The organism is Streptomyces sp. NPDC046465 (assembly GCF_040646035.1).
GTDB lineage: Bacteria > Actinomycetota > Actinomycetes > Streptomycetales > Streptomycetaceae > Streptomyces.
Window position 1 is genome coordinate 99,506 of the sequence record NZ_JBEYZK010000005.1, and the last position, 13,021, is coordinate 112,526.

The 13,021-nt window shown below is 68.3% G+C and carries 16 protein-coding genes; 6 read left to right on the forward strand and 10 right to left on the reverse strand.

From position 1 onward, the window contains the following. Window positions 1–16 precede the first annotated feature (16 nt). Window positions 17–802: an SDR family NAD(P)-dependent oxidoreductase gene (locus tag ABZ953_RS09740; protein WP_361719495.1), complete on the reverse strand. Its 786-nt coding sequence runs from the start codon at window positions 800–802 to the stop codon at window positions 17–19. Window positions 803–1,365: 563 nt separating this feature from the next. On the opposite strand from ABZ953_RS09740, the gene ABZ953_RS09745 reads away from it, so the two are divergent. The 4 genes from ABZ953_RS09745 (at window position 1,366) to ABZ953_RS09760 (ending at window position 5,776) form a co-directional block, all read left to right on the forward strand. After that, window positions 1,366–2,298: a glycosyltransferase family 4 protein gene (locus ABZ953_RS09745; protein ID WP_361719498.1), complete on the forward strand. Its 933-nt coding sequence runs from the start codon at window positions 1,366–1,368 to the stop codon at window positions 2,296–2,298. Beyond that, entirely contained in the window at window positions 2,295–3,626 is a 1,332-nt protein-coding gene (locus ABZ953_RS09750; RefSeq protein ID WP_361719501.1) for a nucleotide sugar dehydrogenase, read from the forward strand. Before ABZ953_RS09745 ends, ABZ953_RS09750 begins: the two co-directional genes overlap by 4 nt. A 90-nt stretch (window positions 3,627–3,716) precedes the next feature. Next, a complete protein-coding gene (locus ABZ953_RS09755) occupies window positions 3,717–4,736 on the forward strand; it encodes an NAD(P)-dependent oxidoreductase (RefSeq protein ID WP_361719504.1) in 1,020 nt (339 codons plus the stop codon). Continuing rightward, entirely contained in the window at window positions 4,733–5,776 is a 1,044-nt protein-coding gene (locus ABZ953_RS09760; protein WP_361719507.1) for a glycosyltransferase, read from the forward strand. Before ABZ953_RS09755 ends, ABZ953_RS09760 begins: the two co-directional genes overlap by 4 nt. Here the strand turns inward: ABZ953_RS09760 and ABZ953_RS09765 are convergent. Further along, window positions 5,761–6,378, reverse strand: coding sequence for a TetR family transcriptional regulator (locus tag ABZ953_RS09765; RefSeq protein WP_361719510.1), 618 nt, complete (start codon window positions 6,376–6,378; stop codon window positions 5,761–5,763). The genes ABZ953_RS09760 and ABZ953_RS09765 overlap by 16 nt on opposite strands. 163 nt (window positions 6,379–6,541) lie before the next feature. On the opposite strand from ABZ953_RS09765, the gene ABZ953_RS09770 reads away from it, so the two are divergent. Then, entirely contained in the window at window positions 6,542–6,928 is a 387-nt protein-coding gene (locus tag ABZ953_RS09770; protein WP_361719513.1) for a VOC family protein, read from the forward strand. A 42-nt stretch (window positions 6,929–6,970) separates the two neighbouring features. Here ABZ953_RS09770 and ABZ953_RS09775 read toward each other — a convergent pair whose 3' ends face one another. From ABZ953_RS09775 to ABZ953_RS09785, 3 genes are all read right to left on the reverse strand, one after another. Beyond that, window positions 6,971–7,570, reverse strand: a complete 600-nt coding sequence (locus ABZ953_RS09775; RefSeq protein ID WP_361719516.1) for a carboxymuconolactone decarboxylase family protein — start codon at window positions 7,568–7,570, stop codon at window positions 6,971–6,973. Window positions 7,571–7,585: 15 nt separating this feature from the next. Further along, a complete protein-coding gene (locus ABZ953_RS09780; protein WP_361719519.1) occupies window positions 7,586–7,888 on the reverse strand; it encodes a winged helix-turn-helix transcriptional regulator in 303 nt (100 codons plus the stop codon). 181 nt (window positions 7,889–8,069) lie between these two features. Then, on the reverse strand, window positions 8,070–8,816 hold the full coding sequence (locus ABZ953_RS09785; RefSeq protein WP_361719522.1) for a phosphotransferase: 747 nt from the start codon (window positions 8,814–8,816) through the stop codon (window positions 8,070–8,072). Between the two features lie 66 nt (window positions 8,817–8,882). Between ABZ953_RS09785 and ABZ953_RS09790 the strand changes: the two genes are divergently transcribed. After that, window positions 8,883–9,611, forward strand: a complete 729-nt coding sequence (locus tag ABZ953_RS09790; protein ID WP_361719525.1) for a hypothetical protein — start codon at window positions 8,883–8,885, stop codon at window positions 9,609–9,611. Here the strand turns inward: ABZ953_RS09790 and ABZ953_RS09795 are convergent. The 5 genes from ABZ953_RS09795 to ABZ953_RS09815 are packed head-to-tail and all read right to left on the reverse strand — an operon-like array spanning window position 9,593 to window position 12,687. Then, window positions 9,593–10,225 (reverse strand): DUF6875 domain-containing protein, encoded by a 633-nt coding sequence (locus ABZ953_RS09795; RefSeq protein ID WP_361719528.1) that lies wholly within the window; start codon window positions 10,223–10,225, stop codon window positions 9,593–9,595. The genes ABZ953_RS09790 and ABZ953_RS09795 overlap by 19 nt on opposite strands. Further along, window positions 10,222–10,785, reverse strand: a complete 564-nt coding sequence (locus tag ABZ953_RS09800) for a hypothetical protein (RefSeq protein WP_361719531.1) — start codon at window positions 10,783–10,785, stop codon at window positions 10,222–10,224. The genes ABZ953_RS09795 and ABZ953_RS09800 overlap by 4 nt, the downstream gene beginning before the upstream one ends. Window positions 10,786–10,794: 9 nt before the next feature. Then, window positions 10,795–10,998: an MbtH family protein gene (locus tag ABZ953_RS09805; protein ID WP_361719534.1), complete on the reverse strand. Its 204-nt coding sequence runs from the start codon at window positions 10,996–10,998 to the stop codon at window positions 10,795–10,797. 52 nt (window positions 10,999–11,050) lie between these two features. After that, the gene (locus ABZ953_RS09810; RefSeq protein ID WP_361719537.1) at window positions 11,051–11,287 is read right to left on the reverse strand and encodes an acyl carrier protein; all 237 of its coding nucleotides are present in this window, start codon (window positions 11,285–11,287) and stop codon (window positions 11,051–11,053) included. An 8-nt stretch (window positions 11,288–11,295) separates the two neighbouring features. Further along, the gene (locus ABZ953_RS09815; RefSeq protein WP_361720159.1) at window positions 11,296–12,687 is read right to left on the reverse strand and encodes a class I adenylate-forming enzyme family protein; all 1,392 of its coding nucleotides are present in this window, start codon (window positions 12,685–12,687) and stop codon (window positions 11,296–11,298) included. Window positions 12,688–13,021: the final 334 nt, after the last annotated feature.

Sequence of the window (13,021 nt, forward strand, 5' to 3'; positions counted from 1 at the left end):
TGCCGGTGCTGGCGCATCAATCTCCCACCCCGTAGCCGCTTAAGGGGAGTCGCCCCAAGGGCAGCCCGCCGTCGACGTGGATCGTCTGACCTGTGATGTACGAAGCCCCGTCCCCGGCGAGGAAGGCGAGCGTCGCCGCCACGTCCTGTGGGCGCCCGGCCCGGCGCATGGGAGCCGTCTCGGCCACCACAGTCGACCGCCCGCCGACTGCTCCCTCGAAGCTGTCGGCGCCCGTGGTCAGCGGGGTCTCGATGAATCCCGGCGCCACGGCGTTGACCGTGATGCCGAACGGGCCGAGCTCCGCGGCCAACGCGCGGGTCATGCCCTCCAACCCCGCTTTCGAAGCTGCGTAGTTGACCTGGCCCGCGGTGCCGAGCGCGGAGACGCTCGACAGATTGAGGATGCGCCCCCAGCGGGCCCTCGCCATGTGTTTGTGCACGGCTCTGGCACACAGGAACGCCCCGCGCAGGTTCACGGAGTGGACCGCGTCCCAGTCGGCCTCGGACATGTGGTGCAGGGCACCGTCCCTGACGACGCCCGCGTTGTTGACCAGGATGTGCGGGCCGCCGAACTCCCGGGCGACGGTTCGCACCATCGCCTTGACCTGCACCGGGTCGGTGACGTCGCACCGGACGGGCAGCGCGCGGCCGCCCGCGGCGGTGATCTCAGCGGCGAGACGGGTGACGCTCTCGGCCTCGATGTCGGCAAGGGCGACCGCGGCACCCGCACGTGCCAGATACCGGGCCGTGGCCGACCCGATTCCCCCGGCAGCCCCCGTCACCACGGCTATTCGCTCATCCACTAATGCTCCACCGTTCCCCCCGCGACAGCCTGGATTCGGCACGTCATTCAGATGTGTGCAGCGGCCCCTTGCCCACCGTCGGCGACGGAGAAACAAGAGACTTCATTGTGAAGTCGAACTGCGTTCCGCATGAAACGACCGTCACGCTAGAGCACCTTTCGGCGCAGGGTCAAGCATCGGATCTGCCGGTGAACGCGGCGGGTGAAGCCCCCAACGGGGCGCGCCGGATGGGCTGTTGACTAAATCGCATTAGTTGCTTAGCGTCCCGAAGGACCACTTCGATCGATCATCCGTCTCTGTAGAGAAGGTCGCTGGTCAGAGGCGTGATGCTGGGGGTGGTCGCGGTTATGCGTCCGACTGTCACAAGTGGAAAGCAGGCCCGTCACATCGTGAATCAGAACCCTGCGCCCGTTAACCTGGTGGCGCATTTCCTCGTAGCGGATGGCTACGGGAGCCTGGCAGAGTACGCGGCCCTGGGAATGGCCCGAGAAGGCGCTCGGGTCAACATCATCCCCATCAAGGTATTCCCCGAGGGCCTGTCCCCGCGGATGCATGACCTCCTCGTGAACTCCACACCGTATGAGGAAGGGCCCGTTCTCTTCTCCGCCGCCCTGGAACCGGAGCTCGAGCTCTACGCGGGAACCGAGCACTTCGTGCACACCATGTGGGAGTCGAGCGCGCTGCCCGCCGACTGGCCCCGCAAGCTGAATCGCGCCCGCGCCGTGATCGTGCCGACCCGCTTCGTCGCCGACGTGTGCCGTTCCAGCGGCGTGACCGTCCCCGTCGAAGTGATCCCCGAGGGCGTCGACCCCGAGCTGTACCCGTGGACCGAGCGTCCGCCCCGCGAGGGCGTGACGACGCTGATCGTGGGCACGGTGCTGCCGCGCAAGCACGTCTCCGAGGCGATCGCCGCCTGGCAACTGGCCTTCGAGGGCGACCCGGACGCGCGTCTGATCATCAAATCCCGCTTCCAGACGGCTCAGGCGTACGGTCTCGCGGTCAGTGACCCGCGCATCACCCTGGTCGACGACCAGGAGATGGTCCGCGGCATCCTGCACTGGTACGAGCAGGCCGATGTCCTGCTTGCCCTGGGCAGCGAAGGGTTCGGCCTCCCGCTCGTCGAGGGCATGGCCACCGGTCTGCCCGTCGTCGCCCTGTCCTCCGAAGGCCAGGGCGACGTCTGCGCGGACGCGGGCGATCTCCTCCTGTCCGTACGCCCCAAAACGTGGGAAGTCGCGGACGAGCCCGGCTACGGGCGGTGCGGGGTACGCGGCGTCCCCGACGTCCAGGAGGTCGCGGAGCGACTGCGCTGGGTGGCCGGCCACCGGCAGGAGGCGACGGCCATGGGTGTGGCCGCGTCGCAGTGGGTGCACAAGCACCGCAACTTATGGAACAAGGGGCCCGCGTTGCTCGACGCCATGGAGACCCATATGCGCCCGAGGCGCCCGCTGAGACCACCGGTGGGCCGCCGTCCGGAAGGGGGCGAGCCGAGGTGAAGGCGCGGGAAGGGACCGGCGCCGTCTGCGTGATCGGCCTCGGCTACGTGGGCCTGACGCTCGCCGTCACGCTCGCCGTGCAGGGCCGCCGGGTCATCGGTGTCGAGCGGAACGAGGCAGTGCGCGAGCAGTTGGCGCGCAAGGAGCCCCACGTACGGGAGGAGGGTCTGGATCTGGCCGGGGCGATCGACAGCGGCCGCTTCACGGTGACGGACTCCGTCCCGCCGGGCCGGGACGTGGACGCGTACATCGTGTGCGTGGGCACCCCCGTGGACGACGACGGCACGCCCGACCTTCGCCAAGTGGAGGGCGCGACAAGGTCGGTGGCCGATGTGGCGGTCGACGGGAACCTGGTGATCCTCCGCTCCACCGTGCCAGTGGGGACGTCCCGGCGCCTCCTGGCCGAACTGCGCACCCACGCGGACATCGAGCTGGCCTTCTGTCCGGAGCGGACCGTTCAGGGCATCGCCGTGCAGGAGCTGCGCAGCCTCCCGCAGATCGTGTCCGCCGGCTCCTCCGGCGCGGCCGAGCGGGCCGCGGCCCTGTTCCGGGTGCTGACACCCGGCATCGTCGAGGTGTCCGACCTGGAGACGGCGGAGCTGGCCAAGCTCGCCTGCAACGCCTACCGCTACTCGGTCTTCGCCTTCGCCAACGAACTCGCCCGGCTCTGCCGGAGCGTGGGGGTCAGTGCACGGGAGGTGCGCGACGCCGCGGCCGCCGGGTACGACCGCGCTGCGATGCCCTTCGCCGGGCCGGTCGGCGGATCCTGCCTCCCCAAGGACACGGCCATCCTCTCCCGGGCCTTCCTGGCTCACGGGGCACCGGCTTCCGACCTCCTGAACGGCGTCCGCACGGCCCATCGCGGGACGGCGGCACAGGTCGCCGACGAGCTGACGGAGCACGTGACGCGCACCGAGGGCTTCGGCCCCCTGACCGTCGCGCTCCTCGGCGTCGCCTTCAAGGGGCACCCCGAGACCGATGACGAGCGATCCTCACCGGCGGTCGAGATCGTGAGCCAACTCCGCGGCCGATACGGCGATGTGACGGTCCGTTCGCATGACCCGGCCGTGCCGGAACACCGGCAACGGGCCCTCGGCTACCAGCCGTGCGCGGAGGCCAAAGAGGCTGTAGAGGGCGCCAATCTGGTCATCATCGGCACCAACCACAGGGCGTACGCCGATCTCTCCTTGCAATGGCTCACCGAGCGGATGGCGGGCCCCGGCCTTGTCTACGACGCATGGGCCCTGCACGCCGAGGCGGGCGCCGAGCTGAGCGGTCCGGTGCGGTATCTCGCCTTCGGCGAAGGCCAGTTGGCCCGCCTCGCGTGAGGCGAACCGGCTCCGCGGGACCGCGGGGTCACACATTTCGGTACATCGGTACATGAGATCGGTACATCCGTACGTGAGAAGGGAAACAATGTGAAGGTGCTGGTGACGGGGGCGGCCGGCTTCCTTGGCGGGTACGTCGTCGAAGAACTGCTGACCCGCGGGTACACGGTCGTCGGCCTCGACAACCTCGCCAAGTACGGCCGACCGGCGCGCACACTGCCCGACCACGAGCGCTACACGCACGTGGTCGGTGACGCGGCGGACAAGGACCTCCTGTACGAACTGTCGGCGGGCTGCGACCACTTCATCGCCAACGCCGCCCTCATCGGCGGCGTGCGATACATGAAGGACCTCGCGTACGACATCCTGACCACCAACAACCAGCTGGTCGGCGCGGCGGCCGAGGTGGGGATCAGACGGCGGGGCGAGCAGCTGCGCAAGGTCACCTACCTCAGCTCCTCCATGGTGTACGAACACCATGCGGGCGTCGGCTTCCGCGAGGGTGACGAACGCCGGATCGGCCCGCCCTCCACCGCCTACGGATTCCAGAAGCTGGCCGTCGAGTACTACGCGCGGGCCGCCTGGTCGCAGTACGGCCTGCCGTACACCATCGTCCGCCCGTTCAACTGCGTCGGCGCGGGCGAGCGGCACGCCCCGCACAGCAGCACGTCCTCCGGTGACCAGCAGCGCATGGTGCGCGGACATGTGATCCCCGACTTCGTCGAGCGGGCGCTGAGCCGGGAGAACCCGTTCCGCATCCTGGGGGACGGGAACCAGTTCCGCACCTTCACCTACGCCCGCGACATGGCCCGCGGCGTCGTCCTCGCCATGGAGTCGGACGCCGCGTACAACGACGACTTCAACCTGTCCGGCCGGCACGGCTGCACGATCGCCGAACTGGCCAGGACCGTCTGGACCCGGATCAACCCCGGAGAGCCGTTCGTGCTCCGGCGCGAGGAGCCCTTTCCCGACGACGTCCGCGTGCGCAAGCCCGACACGAGCAAGGCCGAGGAAGTCCTGGGCTTCGTCGCCGACACCCCGCTGGAGGTCATGCTGGACGAGGTCATCGGCTGGGTGCGCGAAACCGAGCTCGTGACGGCTCCGCGATGATCAAGTCCCTGGACCTGGCCGGTGAGTTCTACATCTACGACGGCTACGCCGGCATGTCCGAGTACATCGCCCGTGGCCTCAGCAGGCTCGGGGTCCGGGTCAATCCGCTCCCCTTCAAACTGGAGACGGAGGGCCTCTCGGCCGAGATGCTCGACATCGTGGCGGCAGCAGGACCCATCGGGACGGGCCCGCTGCTGTTCAACTCGTGGGTCCGTCCCGAGCTCGACCGGTATGCCGACCGCCCTCACATGATCCACACCATGTGGGAGTCCAGCCGACTGCCGGCGAGCTGGGTCGGACCGCTCGACCGGGCGCGCGTTCTGATGGTGCCGACCCGCTTCGTCGCCCGCATGTTCCGCGACAGTGGGATCACCGCCCCCATCGAGGTCACCCCCGACGGTGTCGATGCCGACGTGTACCCCTGTGTCGCACGGCCGGAGCGCGAGGGCGTCACCACGCTGGTGGTCGGCACGGTCGTGCCGCGCAAACACGTCGACCAGGCGGTACAGGCGTGGCAGCTGGCCTTCTCCGAGGACCCGACAGCTCGCCTCGTGGTCAAGGCGCGGTTCGGTGCGGAGGGCCGGGGCGGGCTGACCGCGCGCGATCCCCGCATCACGATCGTCGACGAGAATGAGCCGACCCGCGGCATCCTGCACTGGTACGAGCAGGCCGATGTCCTCCTCGCCCTGGGCAGCGAAGGATTCGGCCTCCCGCTCGTCGAGGGCATGGCAACCGGTCTGCCCGTCATCGCCCTGTCCTCCGAAGGCCAGGGCGACGTCTGCGCGGACGCGGGCGATCTCGTCCTGCCCGTGACCCCGTCCCACTGGGAGGACGTGTACGAGCCTCATCTGGGACGGTGCGGCGTCCGCGGCGTCCCGGACGTGGCGAAGGCGGCGCAGCACCTCCGCTGGGTCGCCTCCCACCGGGACGAGGCGCGAGCGCTGGGCCGTGCGGCTTCCGACTGGGCCCACAAGGAGCGGGACGTGTGGCAGAAGCCGAAGGTGATGCTCGACGTGATGGAGCATCACTGGCGGATGTGACCCTCGCTCCGGGGCGGGGTGAGGGCGGGGTTGGGGGTGAGGATGCGGCGCAGGGTCGCTTCGACGTCGGCGCGTCGGGGGGTGCTCGTGCCGGCCAGGCCGCGCAGGGTCAGGCCGTTCATGGCGGCGGCCGCGGTCGTGGCGGTGACCGGGTCGGTGTAGTGGGCCAGCGCCTGGACGGTGTGCTCGATGTACCGGTCGGCGACGGGACGCAGGGCGGGGCGGCGCAGGGCGGCGAGGTAGAGCTCGAACTCCACGACCTGCTGGTCGCGTTGGGGGCCGAAGCAGCTCATCAGGACGTCGGTGAGCAGCACGGTCAGCTGTTCGTGGGTGAGGTCGGGGCGCTGGGCGACCCAGTCTTCGAGGTATGCGGCGAAGCGGTCCACGCACCGTTCCAGTGCGGTGGTGATCAGGTCGTCCTTGGTGGCGAAGTGGTAGGTGGTCGCGCCCAGCGGCACACGGGCCTCCTGGGCGACCGCCCGGTGGGTGAGGCCCTCGATACCGCGCTCGGCGATCACCCGTTCCGTCGCCGCCGCGATTTCGGCGATCCGGGCCTGGGGGTCACGGGCCCGTCGGGTTGCGGGGGCGGGCTTCTCCGTCACCGTGACCCTCCTTCTCACTGAGAGCGTCGCTGTGTACATACGTACTGTACAGGGTGTGACGCCGTCGGCGCTCCGCAAGTTACCGATTGGTCCGAATTGCGGACCTTGTCGATCCATGCTTACAGTACTTATGTACTGTTCGTAAGCAAGGAAGTGATCAGCGATGAAGGCTCCCCGTATCTCCCCGTGCCTCGGCGTCCCGGACACGCAGGCCGCCTGCGACTTCTATGAGCGGCTCGGTTTCACCGCCCTGCCCGGTGGCGACGCCGACGGCGACGACATCCGCATCCTGCTCTTCGAGGGCGAGTTCGCGCTGATGCTCTACCGGGACGCGCACCTGCGCGACTGGCTGCCGGTGCTCAAGGACACCCCGGTCGGCGCGTTCGGGATGTTCTACCTGGCCGTGGACGACTTCGACACGTATGTCGAGACCATCCGGCCCCTGGTCGCCGTGGAGAAGGACGTCATGGAGCACCACGGCCAGAAGCTCTTCTACTTCACCGACCCCCACGGCTACGTCATCGGCGTCACCCAGCGCCAGGAATGGTGAGCGGCTTCGGGCCCCCGGACCCCGCGCCATGACGCGCACGCGTCACCCCCTGCTACCGAACCCCCCTCGAACGTGATCTGACGGGATATCCGCGAAGCGCGGTGCGCCGGGCTCCGGGGAGATCCTGCTCGCGCGGGCGGTGAAGCTGATGGCGTGATACCAACCGCACAGCATGAGCAGGTCGAGGAGCTGTTCCTCCGTGAACTGCGTGCGCAAGCGGCTCCACAGATCATCGTCGATGTCGCAGGCAGTGTGGAGCGCGTCGACGGCATCGATCAGCACGCGGTCGCGTTCAGTCGTCCAGCAGGGATCCGCACCGGTGCCGTGCGTCAGCGACGACACCTGATCGTCGGTGAGTTCGGCGCGGCCGGCGAACCGTGCCACGTGCACGCCCCACTCGTACTCGCAGCCGCAGAGAGCGCAGGTACGGTCGATGACGATCTCACGGTCTCGCAGGCCGAGGCTGAGCCGCCTGCTGAGCTGGTAGGAGCCCCACGCGTGCAGCGCTTCGGTGAGCTGTCGGTTGTGTGCGAATACGCGGAACAGGGCTATGGGCTCCTCGCCGTGCGGCATCATCCGGCCCAGCAAGGCCTCGCTTTCCGGTGGAAAGGGCCGCGTCAGGGGAGATATCCGTTCGCTCATGCGCTCCTCCGGTTCTCACTGGTCCTGGCCTTGCGGGGGGCCGTGTGTCCCGAGCTCGACGGCCCAGCGTTCCGCCCACGCGTGCAAGCCGGTCAGCCCGTCGCACGCCTCCTTCCCGAGCGCCGTCAGGCCGTAGCTCTCATCGGTGGCACGCTGTACGAGCCGTGCTTCGAGCAACTCGAGCAGTCGCTGGCGCAACACGCTGGACGACATGCCGTCGCACCGCTGCTGAAGAGCCCGGAAACCCAGTGGCCCGTCGCGCAGTTCCCACAGGATCCGCAGGGCCCAGCGACGGCCGAACAGGTCAAGTGCGGCCATGAGCGGGCGCCCTGTGGTGGAACCACGCACCGGATGTCCCGGCCTCGGAGTCGCAGACATTGTTCGATGTCCTCTCGCCGCGAAGCGCGGTGCTTCGATTACCGAAACACTACGCGCGACCGAGTGCTTTGAAAAGAGAAACAGCGCTGCCCTGCAAGACCCGCGGCAAGCGGCTGACCGCTCACATGCGGGACCTCAGCACGTCGACCTCGCAGCCCGGCGCGGCCGGGTCGAAGCCGTGCTCGACCAGCCAGCGGACCCCCAGCAGGCTCCGCACCGACCACCACGCGCGGATCACGTCGAGGCCGACGTCGGTGCCATAACCGGCGATGACGTCGCCGAGGTGCTCCTCGTGTCCGAGCGTCAAGGTGGCGAGGTCGTACAGCGCATCGCCCTGGCCCGCCTCGGACCAGTCGATGATGCCCGTGATCTCGTCGCCGTCGACGAACACGTGGGCGATCTGCAGGTCGCCGTGCGTGAACACCGGGGTCCACGGCCGGAGCGCGGCCTCGGCGACCTCACGGTTGCGGGTGACCAGGTCGGCGGGCAGGACGCCGTTCGCCACGAGCCACTCGCACTCGCCGTCGAGTTCCGACACCAACTCATCGAGGTCCCGGCCGGCCCGGCCGGTGCGGGGCGGCAACGGGCCGTCGTGCAGCTTCCGCACGGCGGCACCGGCCGCGGCCCACGCCGCCGGCGGCGCGGCCGACGGCTCGCCGAGGCGGCCGAGCGCCGTCCCAGGCACCGCCGCGATCGCGAGCACGGACGGCTTGCGCCAGAGCACTTCCGGGGTCGGGACCGGCGCCAGGGCCATCGCCTCGACCTCGTCGTCGGTGCGCGTCCGGTCGGCGTCGATCTTCAGAAATACGTCGCCGACCCGCAGCGTCGCGCGCTCGTGATGGGCGACGATGACCGTGACCTCATCCATGGCGACCAGTATGGCTCTCCGTGACCCGCGCAAGCCTCGGAATTTGAGTACGCAAGGAAGAGCCACATGCCGAACCCCGGGACACCCGCACCCTCCGATGTCGGCGACGCCGCGCACGTGAGCCCACCGGCCGCCCCTGAAGCCGGACCCCTGGGACGCCCCATCGACTGGGCGGCCGCCAGGGCGCGGACCGCCCGGCTCCGCAAGCGTCGCAAGATGATCGGTGGAGCCGTTGCCGTCGTCCTCGCGGCCGGGGCGGCGGTCGGGACCTGGCGTGCGGTGGGGGACGAGGACGAGCCGCCGGTCAAACACACTGCCCAACTGCCGGTCGGCTTCGGTGACTACCGGCTCGCGGGCAAGGGCGACAAGTCGCTGTGGTCGGCGACGCGCGGCGGCGACAATCTCGACCCGACCAAGGAGACGGCACACGCGACGTACGTGCGCCCGGACGGCAAGAAGTCCTACACGGTCACCCTGGAACTCGACCCGTCTGTCGACGTATCCGATCCCGGGGAGGACGACGACGTCATCTCGGTGCTTCTCAACACGCGAGTGGATTCGGGCACAGTACGGAACTACGCTCCCGGCCCCATCGGGGGCAAGCTGCGATGCGTGGAATACGAGGTCGCGAACACGACCAGTTCACGTTGCGTCTGGGGCAACAGCACGGCCACCGTCACCGCCCAGCCGGTGATCCCTTCCGGTCCTCGGCCGACCCCGAAGCAGACGGCCACGGATGTGCAGGCATTCCTGGCCGAACTGCACATCCGTCCCTCTCACGACGGCCGTCCGTAAGCCTGCTCGCTCTCCCGGAATCGCTCCATCAGAAGCGGATCCATGAGGGTGGAATTCGGGCCGTAGAACTTGCCGAACTTCTCCCGGTACTTCTGGAACCAGTGCGGCCGTTCGGACAGGAAGAAGACATCGTGGAGGGCGATCGCACGGATCGCGAGGACCGGCACCGGCGCCCGGCTCACCACGAAGCGGGGATTGCGCGCCGCCGTCACCTCGCAGTTCTCGTGGAACTGGCCGATCATGAGCCCCCGCGCCACGAAGTCGTCCTTCACCTGCGCCTGAGCCTGGTCGAGCAGACCGGTGTCCTCGCTGCGGAGATCGGGGAGGACGGTCACCATGGCCTGCAGCATGGGATTCCGGCCCTGCCAGGTCGTCAGCTCGTACTCCCGCAGGCTGCTGCGTGCGATCTCCTCGACCAGTTCGAGGCTCGGCGCGTGCCCGACAAGGCGCAGGCGGATCTCCATTGTCCTGTTCTTGCGGGAGGGGGACACGAAGGGGCAGATCGGTCCCGTGCGGCCGATCTCCGGATGGCTCGCCGCTATGTACTCGGTCAGCCACGAGTCCACCGACTCCAGTACGGACTCGAAGTCGACGACGGATGCCGTGGGCGTCATGACGAACCCGTCAGGTCGACGACGCGATCGATGGCGACGCGGGCGAGCCGATGGATCTCGGACTCGTCCGGAATGCGGGTGTTGACGAAGGTGAGGATGCCGTCCTTGGGCACGATCGCCCAGGCGGTCTCGATACGGAAGTGGTCTACGGCGGACAGCCAGCGCACCACGAAACCGCCGTCCCCCAGATCGAGCGGCTCCAGATTCACTTTCGTGATGTCGAGCTCTACGCCGTCGTTCAGTCCCATCCGGTAGTGCGTGCAGTCGCGCACCGCGTCGAAGAGTTCCTGATACACCTGCGGGCATGCCCCGTTGCCGAATTGCGCGACGTGGTGGAACACCACCGAACCCACGATGTTCGTGAACAGCGCGGAGGCGTGATGCGTCGTCTCGGAGTGCGTGCCATGCGTGAGCATGTTCGTCAGGTCGACGATGGTCCGACCTGATGCGTCGCCGGAGACGAAGACGGGATCGTAGGCGGCGCTCGGTTCCTCGCCGTAGAACGACTCCTCCAGATCCTTCTCGGTCAGCAGCAGTTGGGCGAAGGCGGCGTCATCCATCACGTTCCCCTATCGGCGTACGAGGCTCAGCGGGCGCATGTCGGTCCAGTGCTCCTCGATGTAGGCGAGGCAGGCCGGACGGTCGCTCTCGGCGAGTGCGACGGTCCAGCCCGCGGGCACCTCGGCGAACGCGGGCCACAGCGAGTGCTGGCCTTCGTCGTTGACGAGCACGAGGAAGGTGCCGTCGGGGTTCTCGAAGGGGTTGCTCGTCATTGCTGCTCCCTGCGTGAAACGGTCGTGGCGGTCGTGGCGGGGGACGGGTCGGTCACTTCTCTTCCAGAAGCGCCGTCACGTATGTGTGGATGCCGTTGATCGAGGTGAACAGCGCCATATCCTCGAACTGGGGGTCGATGACCACGCCATGGCGCTCCTCCAGTCTGTGCTGGAGCACGACCAGGGTGAACGAGTCGATCGCCAGCTCGGCGTCGTCGGGTAGTTCCTCGGGCGGTCCGAGCCCCGCGTTCGATGACAAGATCTTTCTGATGTCGTCCTTCGAGATCACTGATCCCCCTATGTCTGCGACGACGATGCCGACGTGACGCGCCCGTGCATGAGCGCACGGTCGCGGACCAGCTTTCCCATCGAGTTCCGCGGCAACTGGCGCGTGACGAAGAACCGCTTGGGATTCTTGACCGGGCTCAGCCGCTCCCGGCACCAGGCGGTGAGCTCATCCGGGGTAAGTGCCTGGTCGGCGCCTACGAACGCCTCGATGACCTCCCCATGGGTCACCACCGTCTCGGTCACCCGGGGGTGATCGAGCAGGACCGCCTCCACCTCCGTGAGGTCCACCTTCAGCCCGCCCACGACGACCAACGAGTCGACCCGCCCGAGCATGCCGAGAATCCCGGTCGCCGGGTCCTGGTGCACCCGGTCGTAGGTGCGCAGCCAACCGTTCTCGAAGCGGTCGGTGTGCTCGCTGTACAGGTACGGCGACTGGCCCATCCTGACGAAGAGTTCCTCGCCGTTCACCCTCACCTCGGCCCCCGGCACCGGGGGCCCCAGCTGAGGAGGCGTGGACGCACCGGACAGGTCGCCCGCGATCAACCCGAACTCGGTCACGCCGTAGACCGGACTGATCGGCAGGCCGAAGTGGGTGCGGAACCGATCGAAGGTTTCCTGCGGCACCCGTTCACCGCCGGAGACCGCGAGCCGCAGCGCGGGCAGCTCGGGCCCGCTCCCGACCCGGGACAGCAGGTCGTAGTGAACGGGGGTCCCGTACACGGCGGTCGCCTCGGTCCGCGCCATCATGCGCACCACTTCGGCCGGGCGGAGCGTCGGTGGGACGATCAGGGTCGCCCCGGCCGCGAGGGCGTGCAGCACGCCACTGACCAGGCCCATGTTGTGCATGACCGAGTTCAGCAGCATCACGCGATCCCCCCGGCCGGGGACACCGGGCAGTGCGCTGTGCCGGTCGAGCTCGGCCAGCACGGAGTCGGCCGGCCGCCCGATCACCTTGGGGCGGCCCGTCGAGCCCGAACTGAACTGCACCAGGCGGACGCCGTCGAAGGCCGGTCGGCCGTCCGGCAGCCGTTGGACGGCGAAGTCGGACTCCTGCCGGAACCCGGCCACCGGCCCGCCGGCCCCGGTCGCGACGACGGCGTACTGCGGACGTACCAGGTCGACCAGCGGCTCGTATTCGGCCGGTTGCAGCCGGAAGTCGACCAGGACGACCTGTGCGCCGCGACTCCACAAGGCCAGCAGGACTTGCAGATAGGTGAAACTCGGTTTCATGCGTAAAAGGACCGAGTTACCCGCCGTAATGCCCTGCTCCCGAAAGTGCCCCCCGAGGTCAGCGACCGTCTTGCGCAACTGCCCTCGAGTGACTGGTGCGCTGGAAATTGCCCATAATTCGTCGTCCACGCCCCGGTTCAGTAGATGGCTTCCCCACCAATTATTTTCCATACGCGTTTCCTTCACGTTTCCCTTAGCGCATGAGGTCGCGAAACGTTAGATCCGGAATTTGGTGAAGGGGAAACTAGCACTTCCGGGAAACGTCGGGCAAGCACGCGGCGAGCGCGACGGCGCTCGCCGGTCGCTCCTTTGTCCCGCCGGCGGGACATGTGTCTGGCATATCCATGTGTTTCCTTGACCCTTCACGGATCCCCGGCTAGGTTGCCCATGATTGTTTTCAGGACCGATGCCTCCGATTCTCATGCTTACGGGCGCACCTTTTTCGCTTCTACGGTCCGACGGTTACTGCTCTCCTGCTTGCCCGGTCGAATTTCCGGTGCGTTCT

What these genes read in the sequence shown, in the direction of transcription:
- ABZ953_RS09785 (WP_361719522.1), bottom strand. Translation starts at nt 8,816, where the DNA reads ATGGATGAGGTCACGGTCATCGTCGCCCATCACGAGCGCGCGACGCTG.
- ABZ953_RS09775 (WP_361719516.1), bottom strand. Translation starts at nt 7,570, where the DNA reads ATGAGCGAACGGATATCTCCCCTGACGCGGCCCTTTCCACCGGAAAGC.
- ABZ953_RS09805 (WP_361719534.1), bottom strand. Translation starts at nt 10,998, where the DNA reads ATGACGAGCAACCCCTTCGAGAACCCCGACGGCACCTTCCTCGTGCTC.
- ABZ953_RS09770 (WP_361719513.1), top strand. Translation starts at nt 6,542, where the DNA reads ATGAAGGCTCCCCGTATCTCCCCGTGCCTCGGCGTCCCGGACACGCAG.
- ABZ953_RS09780 (WP_361719519.1), bottom strand. Translation starts at nt 7,888, where the DNA reads ATGGCCGCACTTGACCTGTTCGGCCGTCGCTGGGCCCTGCGGATCCTG.
- ABZ953_RS09800 (WP_361719531.1), bottom strand. Translation starts at nt 10,785, where the DNA reads ATGGATGACGCCGCCTTCGCCCAACTGCTGCTGACCGAGAAGGATCTG.
- ABZ953_RS09815 (WP_361720159.1), bottom strand. Translation starts at nt 12,687, where the DNA reads ATGGAAAATAATTGGTGGGGAAGCCATCTACTGAACCGGGGCGTGGAC.
- ABZ953_RS09795 (WP_361719528.1), bottom strand. Translation starts at nt 10,225, where the DNA reads ATGACGCCCACGGCATCCGTCGTCGACTTCGAGTCCGTACTGGAGTCG.
- ABZ953_RS09790 (WP_361719525.1), top strand. Translation starts at nt 8,883, where the DNA reads ATGCCGAACCCCGGGACACCCGCACCCTCCGATGTCGGCGACGCCGCG.
- ABZ953_RS09760 (WP_361719507.1), top strand. Translation starts at nt 4,733, where the DNA reads ATGATCAAGTCCCTGGACCTGGCCGGTGAGTTCTACATCTACGACGGC.